This window comes from Cardinium endosymbiont cBtQ1 of Bemisia tabaci (genome assembly GCF_000689375.1).
Lineage (GTDB): Bacteria > Bacteroidota > Bacteroidia > Cytophagales > Amoebophilaceae > Cardinium.
The window spans coordinates 48,510-73,784 of sequence record NZ_CBQZ010000004.1 but is presented as its reverse complement, the minus strand read 5'-3'; the positions used below and the strand labels follow the sequence as shown (position 1 = coordinate 73,784).

Sequence of the window (25,275 nt, the reverse complement as noted above, 5' to 3'; positions counted from 1 at the left end):
TCTTACTATTTGTATACATGAAATGTCGTTTTTCGTTTAAGCTATAGAGATCTGGAAGAGAATGATGCATATCAGAGGCGCAAGATTGATCATCACTTATAAGATGGTTATTAAGTTTGTTCCCTCATAGATCAAGAAGTAAGAAGACGAAACGCCCAGTTAGTAGTAGTTGGAGAATGGATAGAAACTTACGTAAAGATGAATGGTAAGTGGATCTATTTATATAGAGCAGTAGATCGTTATGGAGATACAGTTGACTTTTTTCTAAGTGAAAGTAGAGACAAGTCTGCAGCTCTTTATTTTTTTCGTAAGGCTATCAGCTGTAATAATATTCCTTCTAAAGTGGTAGTTGATAAAAGCGGTAGTAATAAGGCTGCGCTTGATGCTTTAAATACAGAACTAGATCAAGATCATAAAATTCCAATATTTCAAAACAAATACCTGAATAATAGAGTCGAGCAAGACCACAGGTTTATCAAAAAACGGATAAAGACTATGCTAGGGTTTAAGAATTTCCATGCTGCTGCCATTACTATAAAAGGGATAGAAAATATTAGAATCATTCAAAAAGGACAATTAATCGGAACTAAAAAACAGAATTCTACTTTTGAAAACTTTTCCAAGATTATGGCCGCATAATATCCAATTTTTAAGACAAACCGGAGAACTAGGAAAAATTCAATGTAGATGCGACAGATCCTAAAAATTAAAATAACAATACTATATCTAGATTATACACGTCAGTTTTGGATTAGAAATTAAGAAAAGAGTATAAAAAGCTCCTTTGTGTTTTAAATTTGTGGGATTGAAAAATAATCATAAAAACCAAAGGAGCCGGATATGAATGTATCAAAATTAGTTGAAATATATTACGCTGTTGATGAATTTCTTATAAAATTTATGCCTTATATGGAATCACATTTGTTACCTACTTCAGATAGAAAACCTACTAGAACATGTTCACTGACTTTGAGCGAAATAATGACAATATTAATTGCTTTTCATGTAATTGGCTTTAGAAATTTTAAGTTGTATTATATTCATTTACAACAATTTCATTCTAATGACTTTTGCAAGTTAGTAAGCTATAGTAGATTTATATCCCTAGTTCAAAGAACAGTAGTTCCATTTTACTTTTTTTCTCTAAAGTCTTTCTAAAACGAGAACAGGCTGTTATTTTATGGATTCAACCGCTATAAAGGTTTGTAATATAAAAAGAGCTTATGCTCATAAAGTATTTAAGACAATTGCTAGTAAAGGTAAAACTACTACTGGATGGTTTTACGGAATCAAATTAAACTTGATTGTCAATGATTTAGGAGAAATTATGAATTTTTCTCTTACTACAGGTAAGTCCAATGATAGATGGCCAGTAGAAAACTTATGTAAAAATTTGATCGGAAAAGTATTTGCTGATAAAGGCTACTTGAGTAAAGAATTATTTGAAAAACTTATGGGAAAAGGCATAGAACTGATTACTCAAATCAGAAAAAATATGAAAAATGCTTTCATGCCTATCTGGGATAGGCTAATGCTTCGAAAGAGATCTATCATTGAAACCATTATCGATCAGCTTAAAAATATTAGTCAGATAGAACACTCCAGGCATAGAAGTATACCTAATTTTATTGTCAATTTAATAGCTGGTATTACAGCTTATTCACTAAAAGAGAAAAAACCGGCTATAGATAATATATATACAACTGGTTTACAATAAGTCTAATCCGAAACTGACGTTAGATATAAAAAAGATTTTTATAGCAGCGGCTTTTTACCTAAACAGAGGACCTATTGGCTAGATATAGAAAAAACTATATTTGATTCCCTTTAGGTTAGATCCACTGCTTCTTGAAATGCTTCATAACTTCCGGGAAATACCTTTACTTTTTTGTTTTCAATATACCAAATTTTATTGGCTAACTGTTGGATAAAGTTACGGTCATGCGATACAAACAAACAAGTACCTTCATATTGCTGTAGGGCTTGTCCGAGTGTATCAATAGATTGTATATCTAAATGGTTGGTTGGCTCGTCGAGTACTAAAAAGTTTGCTTGAGAAAGTAATACCGTTGCTAGAGCAACCCGTGCTTTTTCTCCACCAGAAAGGACTGCTATTTTTTTATATACATCATCTTTAGTAAAAAGAAACATACCCGCTATGGCACGCAGCTCTTGTTCAGTGCATTCATTGCTATTATGGGCATGTAAAGCTTCTATAATGGTATGTTCTATATTCAAGGCTTCTAACTGATGCTGCGCATAAAAAGCCATCTCTACATTATTACCAAAACTTCTTTGTTGTTGCTCGGCTAGCGCATGGCCAGCTATAATACGCAGCAACGTAGTTTTACCCCGTCCATTTGCACCAATTAAGGCGATTTTATCTCCTCTGTCAATTTGTATGGTCGCATCTTTTAGAATATTTACCGTACCATAAGACTTATTTATTTTTTCTATTACGGTAATAATTTTACTTGGATTTTGCTTGATCGTAAATTGGAACTTTATCGTTTTACGATGCATAGTGGGTGTTTCTACCTTCTCTACCTTATCCAATGCTTTAATCCTAGACTGGACCAGTTTGGCTTTACTAGCCTTTGCTCTAAAACGGTCTATAAATTCTTGGGCGTGTTTCAGCTGTTTTTGTTGATTGGCATAGGCGTTTTCTAGTAAAGTACTCCTTTCTGCTTTTTGTATGGCGTAGTCACTATAGTTCCCTACATAAATGATAAATTTTTTATCCGAAATCTCTACAATTTTAGTAGTTGTACCATCCAAAAAGCTTCTATCATGCGAAACTACTATAAAGGCACTATCGTAATTCTTTAAATAGCCTTCTACCCACTTAATTGAAACCAAATCTAGATGGTTGGTTGGTTCATCTAATATCAACAAAGAGGGTTCTTGTAAAAGCAATTTAGCAAACATAACCCGCATGCGCCATCCGCCTGAAAACTCAGAAAGCGAACGGTCTAAATCCTTAGTCGCAAAACCCATACCCTCTAACATGGCATCGGTCCTTGACTGTATATCATATCCTCCTATTCTTTCAAAGGTTTCTTGGAGATTAGATAGCTCCATCAGTAAATCATCAGAATAGTTTACCTCCATCTGTTGACACAAAGACTCAATTTTTTTTTGCGTAGTCAATGCTGCACTAAAAGCTTGCATGGCTACATTCCGAATGTTATCCTGAGATTGATAAGAAAGTAAATCCTGATTCAGAAAACCAATGGAACATTCTTTTCTTTTAGTGACTTTGCCACTATCTGGTGTAAGCGTACCGGTAATAATCTTTAACAGAGTAGACTTTCCAGCTCCATTAGGACCTACTAGGCCAATTTTATCCTTGGGTTTAATATGTAACGAAGCTGAATCATATAAAGTTCGCTTGCCCAAATGATAGGTAAGATCATTGATTACAATCATGTAATTTTATTTGTTTTTTTAGCTTATTTTAGCGGGAAAATATCGCTTCCAAACAGAAAGTATACTGGTAGAAAGGCGATTAAACTATTTGTTCTATCCTATAGCATGCAAATATAAGATAATTTTCGATATATCGTATGCCTACTATCTGCACTGAATGGATCAACTAGATGGTATAGCCTATATTTTGGTAAGCAAACCAAATATTGTACAAGTTTTAATATATTGAGGTACTACAGGCTATGAAGCTTTAAGCTATTTTTTAATCTTTTTCATGAAGCAAAAAACGCCATCAATTAGACCCGCTGAACGGCCAGATTGGTTACGGGTTAAGTTACCTATAGGTAAGCACTATACAGCTGTACGTGACATTGTAGATCGGTATAAGCTACACACTATTTGTACCAGTGGGAACTGTCCCAATATGGGAGAATGTTGGGGGGCCGGTACGGCTACTTTTATGATATTGGGCAATATTTGTACGCGCAGTTGTGCCTTTTGTGCGGTGGTTACTGGACGACCTACTGCTTATGATCGAGAAGAACCAAAACGCGTTGCAGAAGCCATTCATTTAATGGGGGTTAAGCATGCGGTTATTACTTCGGTAAATAGAGATGAACTAAAGGATTGTGGGGCAGAAATTTGGTATCAAACCGTTACAGCCATCAAAGCTTTGAATCCTACTACCACTATAGAGACATTAATTCCAGATGTAAAGGCCATTTGGTGGGCATTAGAGCGGATGATTAGTGCCGGACAAGAAGTGGTTTCTCATAATATAGAAACGGTAGAACGCCTTTATAAAACCGTTCGTCCTCAGGCTAAGTATGCCAGAAGTTTGGAGCAGCTTAGAAGGATTAAAACATATGGTAAACGCTCTAAATCGAGTATTATGCTCGGATTAGGAGAAACAGATGAAGAGGTTTATCAAGTAATGGATGATCTACTGGAGAATGGATTGGATGTTTTAACGCTGGGTCAATATCTGCAACCTACCAAACAACATCTTGAAGTAGCTGCTTTTATACATCCAGATAAATTTGCCCATTTTAAAGAGGAGGCGCTCAAACGAGGATTTTCCTATGTAGAGTCAGGTCCACTCGTACGCTCCTCATATCATGCAGAGCGACACGTGCAAAAATAAGGTTCTGTTGTCCCTATATTTGATTTTTTAGCCGACTATATAACCCAGAAGAATCCAAGATGCTTTACTATAAATTCAAACCACGTTTTACTGGGACTAAACAGCAGGCTAAATCCAGAACAGAAGTGGCTGATACGGATTACTGACATATTTATGAAATTAAAAAAAAAGATTGACTTATAAGGGCTTTTCTTAGCATAGTTCTGTCGCGTTTGTTTCAAAAAGACCATTAAATTGGAGTTTTTATTTCAAACTTAGTGTCCGTGTTTGCTATTATTCCAAGATTATTGCCTTATTTTAACGGTTCAGTTTAACTAAATCAAGTGCTATTGCAGCTACCTTATGTTGAGCGTTGGCATGTGATGCCGTAAAAGGTTCCATTTGCTTAACTAATTTTAATTGTTGCGGTTCGTCATTAAATAATTCTACTATTTTAGGTATGAGTAGAAAAGGACATTCCTGATCTGTAATAAGTATAACAGCTCCACGATGGGCCAATAATAAACTGTTCTTGGTTTGGTGATCTTCTACCACATTAGATGATGGCACCAAAATGGTCGGTTTCCTCCATACACAAAGCTCCGCAATAGATAACGCGCCACCTCTAGAAACAACAATATCCGCTGCTGTATAAGCCATTTCCATATTGCTTAAATAGGGATAACATTTTATATAAGGATAATCACTCATTGCTTTTTTAATTGGCTTAAAGTAGCGCTTACCTGTAATCCATATAATTTGTATATCCAAGTTAGACAAGTGATCTTTCCATTCCAGAATCGTTGTATTCAATATCTTTGCACCTCCACTCCCACCAACTACAAGCAGACACTTTTTATTTTGAAAAGCAGAAAAACTAAAATACTCAAGTGCATCCATTCGATCTTCTTGGAAGGTACAGAGCGAAGAACGTATGGGATTACCTGTATACACTATCTTTTCCTTTTCACAAGGGAAAATAACATCTGGATAACCTGTACAAACTTTAGTTACCCATCTAGAAAGCAATCTATTGGTTAACCCAGCTACACTATTTTGTTCTTGAATAAGCGTAGGAATTTTTTGCATGGAAGCTACAAACAATGTAGGAAAAGAGGCATACCCTCCAGTTCCAATAACTAAATCAGGTTTAAATGATTTAATAATACGTCTTGCTTGGTATAAACTTTTTAAAAGAAAAAAAGGCATTAATAGGTTTTTAAAGATGCTATTCCTTGCCAATCCTTTTATACTAATCCGCATAATAGGATAACCAGCAGCAACTACCAGCCCTACTTCACTACTTTTTTTTGTCCCTACAAATAAGAAAACTGCATCTGGAACCTGCTTCTTAATGCCATCCGCAATAGCTATAGCAGGATAAATATGTCCGCCTGTACCTCCACAACCGACCAAAATACGCATAAATAGTATAATGAATTAATCTTTTAGGACAGGTGCTTGATCAATCTCTACTATGCCATTAGGCATTGTAACCGTATACTGAGTTAAATCCCTTGTAGCACGTAACCCAATCCCTTTTAACTCATAGGATTTGTGTGCTATTATAATAGGTAGATCTGTAAATATTATTTCTTGCTTCATATCGTATGACAACTGTTCGGTTCGGATGGTCAGTTGTTTTTCTGGGACACTAACGAGAATGTTTCCTGTTATGATACACAGGCTTTGTTCTTTATTGTAAAGAAGCTTATTGGCTTGAATATAAATAGGAGCTTTTTCTTGATCTACCTTATTGCTTAATATAACGATTTTTATATCATCTGTTAAGGTTACATTTCCATTTTGGGATTGGCACATCTCATATGCTTTAATGGTCACTTGCAACCTACCATTACAATCTGTACCCAATAACTCAAATCGGGTAGTTTCCAGTAAAGGGACCTCATCTGGTGCATCATTTTCCGCATAGGCTGGCCCGCATAAGCCGATTAGGGCAAGACATAACTGCACGATCAAATAATTAGATCGATAAGCAAAAAAGCTTTTTTGATCATTGTACTCAACTATAACCTCCAAAATATAACAAACTTTATTACACTCGATGAGCAGTAGCCTATTTGGCCCATTCAACTGCCAAATAACTGACCTCTCCTGTATTAGGCTCCATCACCTGTATGAGTACTGCTTCTGCTTTTGTACTTCGAATCATTTCAGCGAAATCCACTATACCTTTAACCGGTTGTTTATCGAAAGCCAGTACAATATAGCCTTTTTTAAGGCCAGCAGCTTTAAATTTACCCTTAGTAATCTCTTGCACTAGCACCCCACCTGTAAGCTTATATTTGGCTTTTGTTTTTTCATCTATATTCTGAAAAGTAGCACCTTCCGCTTTTAATATATTATTTTTTAGTATTACTTGTATAACATCAGGTGCTTTTTCTAACAATAGATTAACGCGCTTTTCTTTACCCTTACGATATAGGATAACGGTAAGCTGATCACCTGGTTTGGCACAACCTATTACTTCTTGTAAATCTGCACATTTATGAATTGATCGGCTATTAATTTGTATAATAACATCTTCTTTTTGAAACAATTTTGTGCAAGGACTATCGTCCTGAACTGTATCAATATAGACACCAGTGGTTATTTTTAAACCCAATTTTTTGGCCAATTCAGCATTCATATCGCAAATAGCCACACCCAATAGGACACGTTGTACAGCACCATACTGAATGAAATCATCGGCTACTTTTTTCACCAAAGAAGAAGGTATAGCAAAGCCATATCCTACAAAAGAAGCTGATCTAGTTGCATAGATAGCTGTATTAATGCCTACTAATTCCCCATATAAATTGACCAATGCACCACCACTATTACCCGGGTTAATCGCTGCATCAGTTTGAATAAAAGATTGAATACCAATTTTTGTGCTAGTCTCATTTAAATGTCTAGATTTCGCACTTACAATTCCTTTGGTAACAGTAGAATACAAGTTAAATGGATTACCAACTGCTAAAACCCACTCTCCTACCTCTAATTTATCCGAACTACCTAATACCAAAATAGAAAGATTGGATGCTTCAATTTTTAAAACTGCTAAGTCTGTAGCAGGATCCGAACCAACCAATTTTGCTTTATAACGTCTATTGTCATGTAAGGTCACTTCTATTTGGTCTGCTCCCTCCACTACATGATTATTGGTAATAATGTATCCATTACTGGTATAAATCACCCCAGAACCAGTAGAGACTTGAGGTCTCTGTTCATATTCCTTAGGAATCAATAATCCTTCTCCAAAAAACTGTTTGAAAAATTGCTCTAATGGTGTAATAGCCTCTCGTTTCAGGATTTTAGGATCCTGAGAGGCTTGGATGTAGACCACGGCTGGTGTGGCTACTTTAGCGGCATAGGTAAAATCAGGTAAAGGGGGTAGTACAGATTTACCTTCTGGTAGGGATAGCCTATCTTGTAATGGTTGAGTAGGCTCTACAATAGTAACTTGCTGGAGATGCGTAACCGGCGCTAAGCTTTTTTTCCCTGCATAAGGCGCAACCAACCATAACCCCATTATAACGACAATAGCAGTACCAGATAATTTTTTAACTGCGGTATACTTATTACGCTGTTCGTACATAGCAATTTTATTTTTGTATTTTTACATGTTATTTTCTTGTGCCCTAGAAAGGGATGGCAACTAATCCAACTGGCCTACCAAAAAGACTACCAGTCCTACGCCAGCAAAAATCTAAAATATTTTTGACCTATACAAAGATGCATCAAATATTACGGATCTACAACAGCCTAACTAGGCAAAAAGAAGTGTTTCAGCCCCTTAATCCGCCTTTTGTGGGCATGTATTTATGTGGTCCCACTGTCTATGGGAACCCACATCTAGGTCATGCACGTGCAGCTATTACTTTTGATATAGTTTTTCGTTATCTGCAACATTTGAAGTATAAAGTGCGGTATGTGCGCAACATTACAGATGTAGGCCATTTAGAAAGGGATTTAGATGAAGGCAAGGACAAAATACAACAGCAAGCTGAGCTAGAGGCGGTAAGTCCAATGGAGGTAGCGCAACGCTATACCAATAACTATCGTAGAAATATGCAACAGCTTAATGTATTACCTCCTAGCATTGAGCCTTGTGCAAGTGGACATATTCCAGAGCAAATTGCGATGATTAAAAAGATTATCGAACATGGATTTGCTTATGTTGTAGATGGGTCGGTCTATTTTGACGTAGCCAAATACAACCAAATGGATCATTATGGCAAACTTTCACGAAGGATTATAGAAGCGGCTCGCTCAGGAACGCGTGCATTGGCAAATCAAATAGACAAAAAAAAACCAGTAGACTTTGCTTTATGGAAAAAAGCAACACCTATGCATATTATGCGTTGGTCTTCTCCATGGGGAGAGGGTTTTCCTGGATGGCATATAGAATGCTCTGCCATGTCGGCAAAATATTTAGGTAAACAATTTGATATACACGGAGGGGGAATGGATTTGCTTTTTCCACACCATGAGTGTGAAATAGTCCAAGCACAGGCTGCCTTAAAAACGAATTTGGCTACCTATTGGCTCCATAATAATTTGGTTACGATTGATGGGGTCAAAATGGGTAAATCATTGGGTAATTTTATTACATTAGATGCGTTTTTCACGGGCAAACATCTGGCTATAGATCAACCCTATAGTCCTATGACATTACGCTTTTTTATACTACAGGCCCATTACAGAAGCACGCTTTCTGTTACCGTAGAGGGGCTAAAAGCCGCTCATCAGGGATACCGTAAATTAATGAATGGTTGGTATTTGCTTGCTCAGCTCGATGATGAAACAGTTGCCTTTTCTACCCAAAATGGTGCATTAGATGAAGCGATCTATGAAGATTGTGCAGCTTGCTATAGGGCTATAAACGATGACTTCAATACGGCAAAAATTTTAGCAGGTTTATTTAATTTATTAAAAAAGATAAATGGATGGCACAATGGAATACTACGTGATACATCTGTTTCAACAACCGCATTCAACCAATTGCGTAGTACCTATGCTACTTTTATGATAGACCTCTTAGGATTAAAAGAAGAACGTGAAGCCGCTACTGATCAAATGATGGAAATGATACAAACCATTTACCAAGAAGCCAAAGCAGAAAAGCGCTACCATCAAATTGATTTTATACGCCATTCGCTGCATAAAATGGGGATTGCCATACAAGACCATCAAAATGGGATATGTTGGGCATACCAATAGGTTGAACAGCTACCATAGCCTTAACTAGACAAAATAGGGCTCTAGCCTCTATTTAAAAAATATTAAATAACCTAAACTCTGGATTATAGTTATTGTAAACCAGTTGTATATAGATTAGATATAGCCGGTTTTTTTTCTTTTAGCCCATAAGCAGTAATACCAGTTATTAAATTGACAATAAAATTAGGTATACTTCTATGTCTGTAATGTTCTATCTGACTGCACGCCGGTACAGTTGTGAAACAAATGGGGTGAAAGTCCCCAGACGCTAATTTGTCTATTTCGGGAATCTAGCAGGAGGTTGGGTTTGTGAGGCGACTTACAGATCTAAGTTACCTTTATTACGCTGCAAAATAGTGGGCTGCAACAAAAGTGAACCTAAATTAGCCTCGTTAATACTTAGTCGTCCCTGAAATACTATATAATTATTTGTTAATCAGCAAATAAGTCATTAAATTTGTATTAGTTAATTACCAGTTTTAGAGTTGTTTTGTATAAAAAACTTGCAAAATATGGCAGGACATAGTAAGTGGTCTAATATAAAACGTAAGAAGACTATAAATGATGCAAAAAAAAGTAAAATATTTACAAAGCTGGTTAAAGAGCTAACTGTAGCAGCCAGAACTGGCGGATCTGAACCGGAATTTAACCCACGATTGCGTTTGGCCATTCAAAATGCTAAGGGGGCTAACATGCCAAAAGATGCCATACTACGTGCCATTAGTAAGGCAAGTAGCCATGATGTAGCTTCTTATCATGAAGTGACCTATGAGGGATATGGGCCAAATGGAGTTGCCATCATGGTGGTTTGTATGACCGATAAAGTGATTAGAACGGTAGCCAATGTACGGGCTATTTTTGCGAAATATCGAGGCAGTCTAGAAAAAAATGGTGCCATTACTTTCTTGTTTGATTACAAAGGCTTTTTTACCATTCCTTCTGTTGATATTAAAGATTATGATGATTTTACTTTAGGGTTAATAGATGCAGGAGCAGAAGCACTAGAAAACAATGGTCCATTTGCCCATGTGATTTGTGCAGTAGAAAATTTTGGGAACATACAAAAACACTTAGAAACACAATCTATTGCACCAATTTTTGCTGGTTTAGAGTATATTGCTCATACTTTTGTTCAAGTAAACGATGCTATATTGCTGAAGCTTATAAAGCTTATAGATGCGTTAAAAGATGATGATGATGTACAAAAGGTTTACCATAATATTGCTATTCAACCAGATCAGGAAGCTTTATGGGATTAAAAGACTAGATGGTGCTGTCACGAAGGAAATTTACCCCTGATTCTATCAGTAAATTTATGGCTGCTTGAACTTTTGGGTTAGAAGAATCTTTCTTTTAGAAAGACCCTACTATCCCTTTTACTCAACCACAAAGTAGCCCTAGAGCATGCACTAAAGCTGTCGTTTAATTTCTTTTCGCTCAAAACCCTCTATAATATCTCCTACTTCAATTTCGTCAAAATTTTTAATATGTATACCGCATTCAGAGACAGATTTTACCTGTTTGATCTCTTCTAGTCCATGCTTTATGGTCTGAATGGGACCTGTAAATACAACTTGCTCTTTCCGAATGACACGTATGGGGTTAGATTGTTTGATAAAACCTGTTTGAACTTGACATCCTGCAATATTACCAATTTTTGAAAAAGTAAAGATCTTTTTCACCTCTGCTCGACCTGTAGGTACTTCTTCGATAGTAGGTGCTAAAAGTCCCTGTATCGCATTGCGTACGTCATCTATAACACTATAAATAATTGAATAGTATTTAATCTCTACCCCTTCCCTTTCAGCGAATTTTTTAGCTTGTGCAGATGGTTTAATGTGAAAAGCAATAATGATGGCTTTAGAAGCAGCAGCAAGGAGTATGTCGGACTCTGAGACGGTTCCTACACACTTATGTAAAATATTCACCGCTACTTCTTCATGAGATAGGTTAAGCAATGCATCCGCCAATGCTTCAATAGAACCATCCATATCCCCTTTAATGATGATATTAAGCTCCTTGAAGTTGCCTACAGCTAAACGACGTCCAATTTCATCTAGGGTAAGTTGAGATTTTGTTCGTAATGTCTGCTCGCGCAACATCTGTTGCTTTTTTTGTGCCAATTCCCCTGCTTCTTTTATACTACCCATCACACGAAAGGTATCTCCTGCTCTGGGCGGACCATTTAATCCCAATACTTGTACAGCTGTAGCGGGAGGCGCTATTTTTTGCGTCATACTTTGGTGGTTTAACATCGCTTTTACCTTTCCATAGTAGACACCCGCTAGCATAATATCGCCTATCCGTAAGGTGCCATCTTGCACAATACCACTAGATATATATCCCCTACCAGGATCTAAGAAAGACTCAATAATTGTCCCCTTGGCCTTTCTAGAGGGTGTTGCTTGTAAGTTTAACAGAGAAGCTTCGAGAAGAATTTTTTCTAACAGGTCGTTGACGCCTTGACCTGTTTTAGCCGATAGTTCTTGGCATTGGTATTTCCCACCCCAATCCTCCACTAGGATGTTAAGATTAGCCAAATCTTTTTTAACCTTCTCTGGGTTGGCTTGTGGTTTATCCATTTTATTAATGGCAATAATAATAGGACAACCTGCTACTTGCGCGTGACTGATTGACTCTTTAGTCTGGTTCATAATGCTATCATCTGCAGCGATCACAATTACAATAATATCGGTTACCTGTGCACCCCTGTTACGCATAGCTGTGAAAGCTTCATGGCCAGGTGTATCTAAGAAAACAATCTTTTTGTTTTGATCGGTAATAATAGAATAGGCTCCAATATGCTGGGTAATACCGCCAGCTTCTTTTGCAGCTACTTTTGTAGTACGAATATAATCTAATAATGAAGTTTTTCCATGGTCTACGTGTCCCATAATGGTTACAATAGGTGGACGTTCTACAAGTGGACCATTGGTCTCTTCTATATCTTGATAGACTTCTTCTTCTTGTGTGGCAACAAATTCTACACTATACCCAAACTCATCTGCAACTACAGTGATGGCTTCTGCATCCAGACGCTGGTTGATCGATATAATCATACCTAAGGACATACAAGTGGAAAGTACTTCATTTACCGTAGTGTCCATAAAAGAGGCGAGTTCACTCGCTGAAATAAATTCCGTAATTCTTAAGATTTTTCCTGCTGTTTTTTCTTGAATTTGACGTTTTTCTTCAGCTTTTAGATGGGCGTTACGCCTATCTTTCTTATATTTAGATCGTGTCGCATCGCCGGTACCTTGGTTTAATTTTGCTAAGGTTTTTTTGATTTGACTTTCTATTTCTTGGGAGGATACCCCTTCTTGTTCTTTTGCAATTAATTTTGTTTTAGGATCTTTTTCTTTACGAAAGCCATCCGAGTTTGTATTAAAATTAGATAATCCTGTTTTTTTACCATTTATAGATCTGGCTGTAGCAGCGTTATCTATACCCTTTTTGAACCTATTTTGTAGTTTTGTACGCCCTATTTTAGGTGTACCGATGCCACCATTGGATTTTTGGAGTAGAGGACCATTGTTCTGGTTGTGCCTTCTAAAAGTAGGTTCAGGTAGGGTCATTTTACCTAGGATAGTAGGTCTTTTAAGTGGTTCTGAAAAAGATATTTTTTCTGGCTTAACAGGGAGTGGTTCGACTCTTTCTTCTAAATAAGGGGCCTTAGCATCGGCCTCCGTTATTATTGAAGGAGGAGGTATTGCTGCAGTGTCAACTGGAATGGAAGGAACCATAGAAGGGACTTTAGCTTTCGTTTTTTCAGTAGCCAAGTCAATTTTCCCAACTGTTTTTAACCCAGGTAAAACTGGAATAGAAGATTCATAATGAGCAGGTATGGTAGGGGAGGGGTGTTCTCCTTCTTTCACTTTTACTGGTATAGCTTCTTTTTGTAGGACTCGTACTGGTTCTTTGCTTTTTGTACCATCATGCTTATCAGATGGTGCAACGATATTTAGGTAGGTTTTACCAATGATTACATGTGCAGCTTCTTCTTTATCCATACCAGCTGAGACAAATTCAGTAGCTAATAGGTTAAATTGTTCGATCGTTATTTTAGCATTTGGCTTATTATCTACCACAAATCCTTTTTGAGCTAAAAAAGAAGTAAGGGTCTCTGTTCCTACATTTAATTTTCGAGCCACTTGGCTAAGTCGCATGTTTTTTTCTTGATTCATAGGGTGTATTACGTTACCTAGCGGATGTATTTAGGTCAACGATTGAGCGCTTGATCTAATATAGCATAGATTTCGTCTATTGTTTCTTGTTCTAAATCTATACGTTGCTCAAGGGTTGTTCTGGACAAAGTTAAAACACTTCTAGCGGAGTCTAAACCAACTTTATGTAGTTCCTCTAAAATCCAAGGTTCAATGGTGTCATTAAACTCAGAAAGTGGAATATCATGCTCTTCTAAATGGTTGGACACATCCCTATACACATCTAGTTCTTTGCCAATTAACCGACTAGCTAGTTTAATATTTTGGCCCCCTTTACCAATTGCTAGTGCTACTTGATTAGGATCCAAGTAGACAGAGATCCTATCATTGCTTTGTTCGATTCGGTTAATACATGCAGGGCTGAGGGCACGTGTAATATATAATTCTAAATTATCAGTATAATTGATAATATCAATGTTTTCATACTGAACTTCCTTGACAATGCCGTGTATACGAGATCCTTTGATGCCTACACAAGCGCCAACTGGATCGATTCTGTCGTCAAAAGTTTCAACGGCTACTTTTGCACGAGCACCTGGATCTCGTACAATTTTTTTTATCGCAATAAGCCCATCCTGGATTTCAGGAATCTCATTTTCAAATAACTTTTCTAAAAAAATAGGTGATGCCCTAGAAAGTATAACACGAGGTATTGCATTATTAATTGTTACCTTGGAGATAATCGCACGAACATATTCTCCTTTTTTAAACTGATCCTTAGGTATTTGTTCTGATTTTGGTAAAAAAAGCTCATTGCTTTCGTCATCTAATAAAATGATTTCCTTACTCAAAATTTGATTTACTTCAGCTGTAATCAAAGAACCCACCAGTTGTTCATATTTATTATAAAGGGATTCTTTTTCCAGTTCTCGAACCTTTTGTACTAGCATTTGCTTAGCAGCCAGAATCAGCCTTCTACCAAAATCAGAAATTTTCATTTCTTCAGATAGTTCTTCTCCTAGTTCAAAATCAGCCTCTATTTTTCTAGCCTCTGAAAGGGGTATTTTATCAGGGGCGCATCGATCTGCTGCATCATCTGCTACTACTTCACGAAAACGCCATATCTGAAGATCTCCTTTATCAAGGTTGATAATTATATCAAAATTATCACTATTTCCAAATTTGCTAAGCATAACTGCACGTAATACATCTTCTAAAATACGTATGACGGTGGGGCGATCAATATTTTTAGATTTGGCAAATTCTGCAAATGACTCTACTAATTTATTATTATCCATGTGTTACTAAACATAAGCACGCATTAAGGTAAAATATGCACAAAAAGCAGGAGAAACCGCACCTCTGCAACACAAATTGCTTTACCAGGGCTAAAACTAGGTTACGTGTTTTACTTTTTTATTAAAGGTTATATATGGTAGGGATTAAAAATAATAAATTTATACTACTACAACTAAAAATCCAATCCTAAATGGATGCCATGTAGCACCCTACACAACAAAATTATACTTTTTTAACATAATGCCAGTTTACAGCAGTAATATTAAAAACCCCACACAATATACAAAAAATATCTCTAAACCATTTTAGCTTTTCTTAGAAAGAGTAAAATAAACTTTGCATAAGCTATCGATCTCTGCTATTTTTTTTGTATCTATTATAGCGAATGCCGGCTAATTCTTTTTGTAAATGTATCAGTTCTGTATCGATTACGCCTTGACCAATGCTTAATAGAATTCCTAATGCAATACCCGTAAATAAAACGGAAGTGCCACCCATACTTACAAATGGTAAAGGTAGGCCTGTAACAGGGCCCAGACCTACTGCAATTGACATATTCAATAAAGCTTGAAATACAATTAAAAGACTTATACCTATAGCTAAAATTCCGCCATAATAACTAGAAGTTGTAGGCAACAAAGCAATGGATCTATATAGTAAAAGCAAATAGAGCACTATGACAAATATACCGCCTATAAGGCCATACTCTTCAATTAAGATGGCATAAATAAAGTCGGAATAGGGGTGGGGTAAGAAGTTGCGTTGGGTGCTATTACCAGGCCCTTTACCCAAAAGGCCACCTGTTGCAATAGCAATGTAAGATTGTTCAGCTTGAAAGGAGACATTACCTTTGATAAATCCTTCTATTCGTTTCAGGGCTGTTCCTCCACGTTGACCCCAGATTAATGCACCGCCTGCAACTAATATACCAGTAAGTAGAATAATCAGTAAATACTTGATAGGAATTCTACCAATGAACATAAGGGTCAAGCAAGTGGCAAATAATAGAATCGCACAAGAAAAATTGGTTAAAGCAATTAACCCACTAATGAGGCCAGACCAGATTAACATGGGCAAACAGGCAGATGTAAAGCAAGTAATATTTTTTTGTTGCTTAGCTAGCATATGGGCGATCCGTATAATAAGGGAAAGTTGTGCTAAGTCGGATGGTTGAAAAGATTTATTAATAAAAGGGATATTCAGCCAACGAGAAGCTTCATTTAATTTTAGTCCATACTGCCAGGTTACAAGCAAGAGTGGAATAGACACCCAAAGGGCAACTTTAGCGATAGCCGCATAGTAGCGGTAATCAATCCGGTGGCTTAACCACATGGCAACTAGTCCGCCACCTATAAGCAGCGCCTGCCTTATCAAATAATATTCAGTATTATGCATTTGTCTATAGGCTAAAGAACTAGAAGCGCTATAAACGGCTAGAATACTGAGGTGGGAGAATATAAAAGCAATGCCCCATATAATGGGATCTCCTTTGATTTTTTCTTTAATCAACTGCTTCATAGGTAATGGACTATATCCTAATATCCCCTATATGCACTTAGTTAAAAGTAGGGTAACCGGGCTTTTTTATTAGTCTATGGTATTTTTTTGACAGTATGGCCACTGCTGCAATCCAAGTGATGCAAACTAAGATAAATAATACCATTGAAAATGGCGCCAGTTGATTGGGCTGTGCTGTAGCAAAGATAGTATAACAAATGACTTGTACAATTGCACCTATAGATTTTCCTATTTTCCCACCTAGTATATCCACTGCTGCTTTGCCTTTTGTAGCCATCTCACGGTCTAAAGGAATGTATACCATTTCTTTGGTTGCATCAAACAAAGCATATTTAGTCCCTTTAGCCAATACATTTTGTAGACCACCTATAGTTATAATAATTGTTAAAGTAGATATACCCATTATAGTCTCTGATAAAAAATTCAAATTCGTTGCTACTATAAAAAGAAAAAAAGAACTGCCCACTACCAGTGTTGTAATAGGTGTAACCAGTGCTGCACCTAGCCAACTTAGTTTCTGAATAATTGTATTGCCCAGACAAGAACAAGTAAGGGTACAAATGCCTGTCCAGAATAAGACTTTACCTTGATAATTGATAAAATTTGTAGGGTCTTTTTTATAAAAAAGACTGGTTTCATGAAGCCAGAGTCCTTCTATTAAATGAACAACTGTGGAGTAAGAAATCATCAATATGCAGATTAAGCCGAGGTATTTAGACTTGGAAACTAATTTAAAACTTTCATACAGACCCAATTGTAGTTTGGTCTTTATACGAAGGGGCATGCCTTTACCATAGATGATATGGTTTTCAATATACTTGTGTACAAATAGGATAAAGAGACACAAGAGCATAATAATCACCGTAAGAGCAGCTATTTTTAGTTCTATTTCTGTTTTACGTACCCCTAGAAAAGGCAATAAAAAATGATCACTACGAGAAAAATAAACCATAATACTGCTGGAAATAAGTAGATTAGCTTGTCCAACTAAGTTCCAAAAAAAGTAAAATCGGCTTGCTTCTTCTGTTTTAGTTATAGTATTGGCCAGCTGCCAATATAATAAGGTAAAAACAATCATAGGCCAAAGTTCACCCATTACATAGAAAAGCACCAATGTCCATTTCCCCCACATCATAAAAAACCATTTAAAATGGGGATGGAGCGTAATACAACCATCTACTATACAAGGATCAGGCTGTAGTAGCGCTTGATAAGGGAATAAAAAAAAACCAAATAGGATGAAAAAAAAGAGAAAAAAAACTATAATACCTCTAAAGATTTTTTCTGTGGTCGTCTTATTACATAAGAGGGTATAGATCACTACAAATACAATCCCTGAGGGCATTTCAATAAATAGCTTGATAAAACTCAATACCTCTGCTCCTATTAAAGTAACGACAAGACTATCTTTTATACTACGAATTAAATTTTGATTCAGTAGAATAAGAAACATTAAAATAGCCATAGAAAAAAATTTTTTTAGCGTACTGCTCTTCATAGGCCAGTGCGTAGCATACGAATTTTTTAATAGGAAGATTTCCTGTTTCATATTGATTTTTAGATTATTAAATGTATTTCACCGATTCAAATCGTCGTATCACAGATGGACAGTAATCTCTAAAATTTGCCCAAGAAAATCATTACAAGGCCGTGGGCAATAGAATAGGGAACGATTTGTAAAATCCGCATGGTTAATCCATTAAAGATGGCAAAAAATTTCTTTTCTACTGTAATGTTATGTTTTAAGCGACCTATCCAAGTCATACGCACCTCGGCACCACAATTTTGTGTGGCGATTAGATCAAAAGGCATTGTTAAGGCAGACGCAGCTATACCCAATAAAGTATTAACCATTATATTGATTCCTATTCCGTTTATATCTTTTGTAAATGCATAAGCTAATATGCATGGGGAAGCACTTAGTATATTTCTTAAAAGAACAGGGGTAAAAATATCCATAATCCTTTCTTTTCGCTTCATGAAAGGACCTTTATTGGCAGCAATTTCTTTTGTTTCGCTGTATACGGTGACAATTGTTTCAACTATTCCCGCTAAGAAACATTCCCAGCTAACCAATAAGGTAAAATAGGTTATTGGATAATAATTAATAGAGCAAAGGAAGAGCCATTGCGAAAGTCCAAAGGATAAAGCGGCTATAACCTGTCGAAATGCATAAATATGGGCACCTGAAAAAAACAATTTGATGTTTCTACTATGTATACATCTATTAATAATAGAGGCATAAGATTCGCCCGTTTCTTGGTGGACTACTTTTATAAATTGAGCAGGTGCTACTAGATAAGCTACCATCATGCAGGCTATACCGTGTGCAAGTGGATCAAAAAAAAAGTGATATAAAAGTGTATTATGCTGCATAGCCATAAATGATATAGGTAATTTGGGTTGATCTATAAATCTAATGTATCACTAAGTGTGATACAAATAGATATATTTTTTAGGTATACAACCTAATCTTGTATTTAGTTGCTACGTTGTATGCGAATTATGACTTGTTCAGGGGAAATGCTATGTGCATTTTACAACAGGGCTAGCAACAGATCGTAAATATAAACTTTTCAAAGGATTTTTTCAATTCATTATGTGTTTAACGTGTTCCTATCTTTCCAAGAGTAAAAAGACTGTTTAGTCCCAGTAAGGAGTGGTAAGGTGTTTTTCCTTTTAGTGCTTTTAAAATTCAAATATAGACGCTACAGAACTGTTTTTAATAATCTAATCCTGAGTTGACATTAACTCAGAATCTGATCTATATCGTTTCAATAACTTTAGGCATAGAAGTAGGATACTTAATAACTTTTTGCATATATATAAATCGGATTTGTTACGTTTGTTTTAAACAAAACACTAATTTAGTCGGCCCTGAAATACCATATAATTATTTGTTAATCAGCAAATAAATGGTTAATTTTATATATGGTTAATAACCAGTTTTTAGGTTGTTTTGTATAAAAAGCTTGCAAAATAAGGATGAAATCTAAGAAAATAAATAATAGCCTTGAGCGTTTGTTTGAGCAACGCTTATCTAGTTTTCTCAACCCGAAACATCCATTATTCCAGTTATCTGATTCGATTCCTTTTCACTCCTTAGCATCAGATTTAGGGTTCTGTCGCGTTTGTAAAATATGTCAAAAGATTTTCAAAATATATTTTTTATATTAATTTTTAATGGAAATCTATATAATTGATTTTCAGTATAAAAAGTAATATTTTTCAGAAAATAATTTAGGGTGAAAAATAAAGTTTTTAACCTAAATCTTAACAGATGCGACAAATGCGACAGAACCCTACAAAAGCATCTAGTCATGATGGTGCCCATTTACCTATATTATTGGATAAAGTATCTCTAAAAGCAGGAAGCAGGCTCTATGGAGATAAAGGCTATAGCGGTTTGCCCAACGAAACTTTACTAAAAAACAAGAAATTAAAATCAGCTATTCAAAAGAAAGGTAATAGAAATCATCCCTTATCACCTGCTGCTAAACGTTTTAATAAATTTGTATCTAAGACGCGCTATAAAGTAGAAAGAGTATTTGGAAGTATTAAGAGGTGGTTCCGTAGTTCAGGAGCTAGGTATATAGGCCTTGATAAAACCCATAAGCAACATGTTATGGAATCTATAGCCTATAATTTATATAGAGCTCCAAATATCATTTTAAAGGGTTTTTAGGGGGATGGTATATCTAAAATATACAAATATTAACTTGAAAATCAATAAATAATGAAATTTATGCATCCTTAACCATAAAAACTACAAAAAATACAACTACAACCTTATCAAAAATTATAATAACTATCTATAACAACGGTCTCAAATTAGTAGAAATATATTATATGGTAGATGAGTTTTTAATAAAATTTATGCCTTATATGGAGAAAAAGCTGTTAACAGAGCCCACAAGAAAACCCACTAGAACTTGTTCTCTTAACTTAAGCGAAATAATGACTATACTAATTGCTTTTCATCTAATAGGTTTTAGAAATTTTAAGTTGTATTATCTTCATTTAGAGCAATTTCACTCAAGTGAGTTTAGAACATTAGTGAGCTATAATAGATTCATATCACTAGTAAAAAGAACGTTAGTTCCTATGTATTTCTTTACGCATAGTCTTTCTAAGACAATAACAGGTTGTTATTTTATGGATTCAACAGCCATTAAAGTTTGTAAGGTACAAAGGGCTTGTTCTAACAAAGTATTTAAATCAATAGCTACTAAAGGTAAACTCACATTCCGCACCAGTATTGTATTTTAGATTAGATTAAAATTTTGTAAGATATTAGGTTTAAACTTCTTTTGTTTATTTTAGGAGTATTTAGTAATGTTACAAGAAGATCAAATTGTAGGGAGCTTAGTACTAGATCATTTAGGTATCATTTCCAGTGTAATAGATAAAATTGGCTTGATGTCAAAAATAGATGCACGTCTTCCAGTCTCCCAAGAAAAAGGAGCTAAGCTAACTATGGGTGAGCGTGTATCTGCAATGATACTAAATGGCTTAGGCTTTATGGACGATCGTCTTTATATGTTCCCCGAATTCTTATCCAATAAACCAGTTGATAAGTTATTTCGACCTGATGTTAGATCAGATATGTTTAATGACCATGCTTTAGGTCGATGTTTAGATGCTATTTCAGATTATGGTCCCACTAATCTTTTTTCAGAAGTAGCTTTTGAGATTGGTACAGCATTTAACTTATTGGGTAAAACCGCCCGTTTAGATACAACTACCTTAACTGTTTTTGGAGAATATGACCATCCAACATTAGATTCAAAAAGTGATAATCAAACTAATGAATTTAAAATTAGCCATGGTTATTCCAAAGATGGAAGGCCAGATTTAAAACAAATGGTGCTTAATATAGCTACTACAGGGGCAAAATCTTTTCCTATTTGGATGGAAGCCCACAAAGGGAACGCTTCTGATAAAATTATTTTACAACAATCAGCTAAACGGATGAGCGCATTTTGTAAACAACTCAAAGCAGCTCCTGCTTTTTTATTTGTATCAGATAGTGCTATGTATGAAAAGTGTGTTATAGAAAATCCAGCTATCCATTGGCTTTCAAGGGTTCCTGGTAGTATTAACCAATCTAAAGTCTATCTACAAAAAAGTGACAAAGATATCACGTGGCAAATATTGGAGAACGGATACAAAATTAGCTCCTTTAGACAAGTATACAAGGGTGTAGACCAACGCTGGTTATTAGTATACTCAGAACAATCTTATAATAAAGAAGTAGCTACATTGGAGCGTAAGATTGATAATGAATACGATAGTATGCGTAAAGTTATTGATAAATTTGAAAATCAATTATTTTCATGTAAACCTGATGGAGAAAAAGCACTTACTTTTATCAGTAAATCGATTAAATATCATGAATTGCTCATCACTCAAGTGAAAGAAATTACTAAATATAATGGCCAAGGCAGGCCTAAGCAAGGTGCTCAACCTACCATCATAGGCTATAATTTGTCTATTGAAATGGTACCCAATAGATCCAAAATAGATCTATTAAAAGCCCAACAGGGAAGATTTATTTTAGCTACCAATGAACTGGATAACAAAGTTTTAACAGATCATGACATATTACTAGAGTATAAAGATCAGTACAAAACAGAACAAGGATTTAGGTTTATTAAAGGAAATGCATTTGAGGTATCTTCTGTTTTTCTAAAAAAAGCAAGTCGTATACAAGCCTTAATGATGGTTATGACGCTATGTCTAATGGTCTACAGCTTTAGTGAGCTTTGGTTACATCAATCTTTGGTACAGCATAATGCTACTGTTCCTAATCAACTCAAGAAACCAACACAAAAGCCAACTATGATATGGGTATCTCGTCTATTTTATGGTATTCATGAACTGCACCTGAAATTTAAAGGGTATATAAAAAAGTATGTAATTAACTTAAAGAAGGTAACTAAACAGATTATAAGCTATTTTGGACCAAAAGCCATGGCTATTTATGGATTAAAAACAAATGTGTAGTTTTTTAGGGGAGAAGTCTGTCCTTTTTGGAAAAAAAGATAAAAATATTGGTTTACAATCAATAAATACAGTTGTTAAGTCATTATACAGCTTAACCAAATACAATAAAACATTCCAAAAATTACAAAAAAAAGAAAATAAATGAACTCAACATTTTTCATGCGAAGAATATTTTTATCTGGTGCGGAATGTGAGTTAGAAGTATATTATTGTGCATAAACTCTTTAATAATCGCTTGTTTGTATTTGGTATGCGCTCAGAAAAGGGCAAATAAAGTAGGTTAAGAACCTCTCTCGCGTCTATTATTAATTTTGTATAGATATTTTCTTTGTCTTAAATTTTAGATAGTAAGGATACTAGGCAAAATCGTTCGAAAATTGGGCGCGATAATACAGAAATAGCGGAATTATTAGTTAACTCACCCTGCATTGCAAATACAGGGCTTAAGATTACGGCATGAATGCCTTAGCCACAGCTAGTTTTCGACTTGAAAATCTCCAAGTTGATCTTCTATTTATCCATGTCTATCAACATAATCCTTGATCAGTTGATCTGTAAAAGTACTAGAATTTTTTACAAACAGATTACTTTTTATAAAATTGAACCTTTAATTGCCAAATATGTTGAAACGACGCACTGCAAGTGCGGGGTTTTTCTCCCAAAGTAAGACAATAAATAGTCGGCCCTGAAATACCATATAATTATTTGTTAATCAGCAAATAAATGGTTAAATTTATATATGGTTAATAACCAGTTTTTAGGTTGTTTTGTATAAAAAGCTTGCAAAATAAGGATGAAATCTAAGAAAATAAATAATAGCCTTGAGCGTTTGTTTGAGCAACGCTTATCTAGTTTTCTCAACCCGAAACATCCATTATTCCAGTTATCTGATTCGATTCCTTTTCACTCCTTAGCATCAGATTTAGACCGCGGTTTTAGCTATGGACCTGGTCAACCTCCTTTGCCTATTCGTTTAATTATAGGTCTTCTCATTATCAGTCATATGTATAATATTTCTGATGAACAAGTAGTGGTTAGATGGGTAGAAAACCCTTATTGGCAATACTTTTGTGGATATGATTATTTTCAGTTTAAGATGCCTTGTAACCCCAGTTCATTGACCCGTTGGCGCCATAGATTAGGTCAAGAAGGTCTCAATAAGTATTTTATCTATGACTATAGACTTAGCGACTAAAAAAAAAGTACTGACCCGAAAAGAACTTGAAAAAGTTATAGCTGATACTACTGTAATGGAGAAAAATATCCGTTACCCAACTGACTCTTCTTTGCTTAATAAATCCAGAGAAAAATTGGTCAGTATAGCCAAGAAAACAGGTATTAAACTGCGTCAAACTTATCAGCGTTTAGGTCTATCTATCAAACGTAAAGTTGATTGCTATGCTCATGCTAAACAGTATAAACGTTTATCTAAAGGCATTAAAACATTAAAAACCTATCTTGGTAGAGTAGTCAGAGATGTAGAACGTTCTATACAATCCTCTGATGATCTAATACGGAATCAATTTACCAATCTACTATCTATAAACGTCAGTTTCGGATTAGACTTATTGTAAACCAGTTGTATATATATTAGCTATAGCCGGTTTTTTCTCTTTTAGTGAATAAGCTGTAATACCAGCTATTAAATTGACAATAAAATTAGGTATACTTCTATGCCTGGAGTGTTCTATCTGACTAATATTTTTAAGCTGATCGATAATGGTTTCAATGATAGATCTCTTTCGAAGCATTAGCTTATCCCAGATAGGCATGAAAGCATTTTTCATATTTTTTCTGATTTGAGTAATCAGTTCTATGCCTTTTCCCATAAGTTTTTCAAATAATTCTTTACTCAAGTAGCCTTTATCAGCAAATACTTTTCCGATCAAATTTTTACATAAGTTTTCTACTGGCCATCTATCATTGGACTTACCTGTAGTAAGAGAAAAATTCATAATTTCTCCTAAATCATTGACAATCAAGTTTAATTTGATTCCGTAAAACCATCCAGTAGTAGTTTTACCTTTACTAGCAATTGTCTTAAATACTTTATGAGCATAAGCTCTTTTTATATTACAAACCTTTATAGCGGTTGAATCCATAAAATAACAGCCTGTTCTCGTTTTAGAAAGACTTTGAGAAAAAAAAGTAAAATAGGAACTACTGTTCTTTGAACTAGGGATATAAATCTACTATAGCTTACTAACTTGCAAAAGTCATTAGAATGAAATTGTTGTAAATGAATATAAATACAACTTAAAATTTCTAAAGCCAATTACATGAAAAGCAATTAATATTGTCATTATTTCGCTCAAAGTCAGTGAACATGTTCTAGTAGGTTTTTCTATCTGAAGTAGGTAACAAATGTGATTCCATATAAGGCATAAATTTTATAAGAAATTCATCAACAGCGTAATATATTTCAACTAATTTTGATACATTCATATCCGGCTCCTTTGGTTTTTATGATTATTTTTCAATCCCACAAATTTAAAACACAAAGGAGCTTTT

General features: G+C 35.2%; 14 protein-coding genes and 7 pseudogenes. 10 read left to right on the top strand and 11 right to left on the bottom strand.

Annotated features, from left to right (window positions below):
- Window positions 1-639: pseudogene (locus CHV_RS05385) on the top strand (IS6 family transposase); the annotation flags it as partial.
- A gap of 201 nt (window positions 640-840) precedes the next feature.
- Window positions 841-1,717, top strand: a pseudogene (locus CHV_RS03780) (IS982-like element ISCca4 family transposase).
- Between the two features lie 110 nt (window positions 1,718-1,827).
- On the opposite strand, the gene abc-f reads toward CHV_RS03780, so the two are convergent.
- The gene (gene abc-f / locus CHV_RS03775; protein WP_034577469.1) at window positions 1,828-3,429 is read right to left on the bottom strand and encodes a ribosomal protection-like ABC-F family protein; all 1,602 of its coding nucleotides are present in this window, start codon (window positions 3,427-3,429) and stop codon (window positions 1,828-1,830) included.
- 274 nt (window positions 3,430-3,703) lie between these two features.
- On the opposite strand from abc-f, the gene lipA reads away from it, so the two are divergent.
- On the top strand, window positions 3,704-4,573 hold the full coding sequence (lipA, locus tag CHV_RS03770; RefSeq protein ID WP_034577467.1) for a lipoyl synthase: 870 nt from the start codon (window positions 3,704-3,706) through the stop codon (window positions 4,571-4,573).
- A gap of 297 nt (window positions 4,574-4,870) precedes the next feature.
- Here lipA and murG read toward each other — a convergent pair whose 3' ends face one another.
- Genes murG through CHV_RS03755 form a run of 3 tightly spaced genes read right to left on the bottom strand, consistent with a single transcriptional unit; the run spans window position 4,871 to window position 8,153 of the window.
- Window positions 4,871-5,977 (bottom strand): undecaprenyldiphospho-muramoylpentapeptide beta-N-acetylglucosaminyltransferase, encoded by a 1,107-nt coding sequence (murG, locus tag CHV_RS03765; RefSeq protein WP_034577465.1) that lies wholly within the window; start codon window positions 5,975-5,977, stop codon window positions 4,871-4,873.
- A gap of 15 nt (window positions 5,978-5,992) precedes the next feature.
- Window positions 5,993-6,646: an LPS export ABC transporter periplasmic protein LptC gene (gene lptC / locus CHV_RS03760; protein WP_191321625.1), complete on the bottom strand. Its 654-nt coding sequence runs from the start codon at window positions 6,644-6,646 to the stop codon at window positions 5,993-5,995.
- A complete protein-coding gene (locus CHV_RS03755; protein ID WP_084303108.1) occupies window positions 6,630-8,153 on the bottom strand; it encodes a Do family serine endopeptidase in 1,524 nt (507 codons plus the stop codon). Before CHV_RS03755 ends, lptC begins: the two co-directional genes overlap by 17 nt.
- A 137-nt stretch (window positions 8,154-8,290) precedes the next feature.
- Between CHV_RS03755 and cysS the strand changes: the two genes are divergently transcribed.
- Window positions 8,291-9,778 carry a cysteine--tRNA ligase gene (gene cysS, locus CHV_RS03750; RefSeq protein ID WP_034577475.1) on the top strand — a complete coding sequence of 496 codons (1,488 nt, stop codon included), beginning with the start codon at window positions 8,291-8,293 and terminating at the stop codon, window positions 9,776-9,778.
- A gap of 89 nt (window positions 9,779-9,867) precedes the next feature.
- Here cysS and CHV_RS05645 read toward each other — a convergent pair.
- A pseudogene (locus CHV_RS05645) lies at window positions 9,868-9,999 on the bottom strand (IS982 family transposase); the annotation flags it as partial.
- Window positions 10,000-10,290: 291 nt separating this feature from the next.
- Between CHV_RS05645 and CHV_RS03745 the strand changes: the two are divergent.
- The gene (locus tag CHV_RS03745) at window positions 10,291-11,037 is read left to right on the top strand and encodes a YebC/PmpR family DNA-binding transcriptional regulator (protein WP_034577461.1); all 747 of its coding nucleotides are present in this window, start codon (window positions 10,291-10,293) and stop codon (window positions 11,035-11,037) included.
- Window positions 11,038-11,187: 150 nt separating this feature from the next.
- Here the strand turns inward: CHV_RS03745 and infB are convergent, their stop codons facing one another.
- From infB to CHV_RS03720, 5 genes are all read right to left on the bottom strand, one after another.
- Entirely contained in the window at window positions 11,188-13,962 is a 2,775-nt protein-coding gene (gene infB / locus CHV_RS03740) for a translation initiation factor IF-2 (protein ID WP_034577460.1), read from the bottom strand.
- A 35-nt stretch (window positions 13,963-13,997) separates the two neighbouring features.
- The gene (nusA, locus tag CHV_RS03735) at window positions 13,998-15,239 is read right to left on the bottom strand and encodes a transcription termination factor NusA (protein WP_034577458.1); all 1,242 of its coding nucleotides are present in this window, start codon (window positions 15,237-15,239) and stop codon (window positions 13,998-14,000) included.
- Between the two features lie 346 nt (window positions 15,240-15,585).
- On the bottom strand, window positions 15,586-16,758 hold the full coding sequence (locus tag CHV_RS03730) for an FtsW/RodA/SpoVE family cell cycle protein (RefSeq protein ID WP_034577456.1): 1,173 nt from the start codon (window positions 16,756-16,758) through the stop codon (window positions 15,586-15,588).
- Between the two features lie 37 nt (window positions 16,759-16,795).
- Window positions 16,796-18,307, bottom strand: a complete 1,512-nt coding sequence (locus CHV_RS03725) for an Npt1/Npt2 family nucleotide transporter (protein ID WP_034577454.1) — start codon at window positions 18,305-18,307, stop codon at window positions 16,796-16,798.
- 68 nt (window positions 18,308-18,375) lie between these two features.
- Window positions 18,376-19,134: a hypothetical protein gene (locus CHV_RS03720; RefSeq protein ID WP_130721338.1), complete on the bottom strand. Its 759-nt coding sequence runs from the start codon at window positions 19,132-19,134 to the stop codon at window positions 18,376-18,378.
- 609 nt (window positions 19,135-19,743) lie between these two features.
- Between CHV_RS03720 and CHV_RS05640 the strand changes: the two genes are divergently transcribed.
- The 5 genes and pseudogenes from CHV_RS05640 to CHV_RS05380 all read left to right on the top strand — a co-directional run.
- Entirely contained in the window at window positions 19,744-19,935 is a 192-nt protein-coding gene (locus CHV_RS05640) for a hypothetical protein (protein ID WP_130721339.1), read from the top strand.
- A gap of 127 nt (window positions 19,936-20,062) precedes the next feature.
- Window positions 20,063-20,443 (top strand): annotated as a pseudogene (locus CHV_RS03715) (transposase); the annotation flags it as partial.
- 164 nt (window positions 20,444-20,607) lie between these two features.
- A pseudogene (locus tag CHV_RS03710) lies at window positions 20,608-21,003 on the top strand (transposase); the annotation flags it as partial.
- 90 nt (window positions 21,004-21,093) lie between these two features.
- Window positions 21,094-22,764 carry an IS1634-like element ISCca6 family transposase gene (locus CHV_RS03705; protein ID WP_034576500.1) on the top strand — a complete coding sequence of 557 codons (1,671 nt, stop codon included), beginning with the start codon at window positions 21,094-21,096 and terminating at the stop codon, window positions 22,762-22,764.
- Between the two features lie 793 nt (window positions 22,765-23,557).
- Window positions 23,558-24,311: pseudogene (locus CHV_RS05380) on the top strand (IS5-like element ISCca5 family transposase); the annotation flags it as partial.
- Between the two features lie 18 nt (window positions 24,312-24,329).
- Here the strand turns inward: CHV_RS05380 and CHV_RS05375 are convergent.
- Window positions 24,330-25,209: pseudogene (locus tag CHV_RS05375) on the bottom strand (IS982-like element ISCca4 family transposase).
- Window positions 25,210-25,275 lie beyond the last annotated feature (66 nt).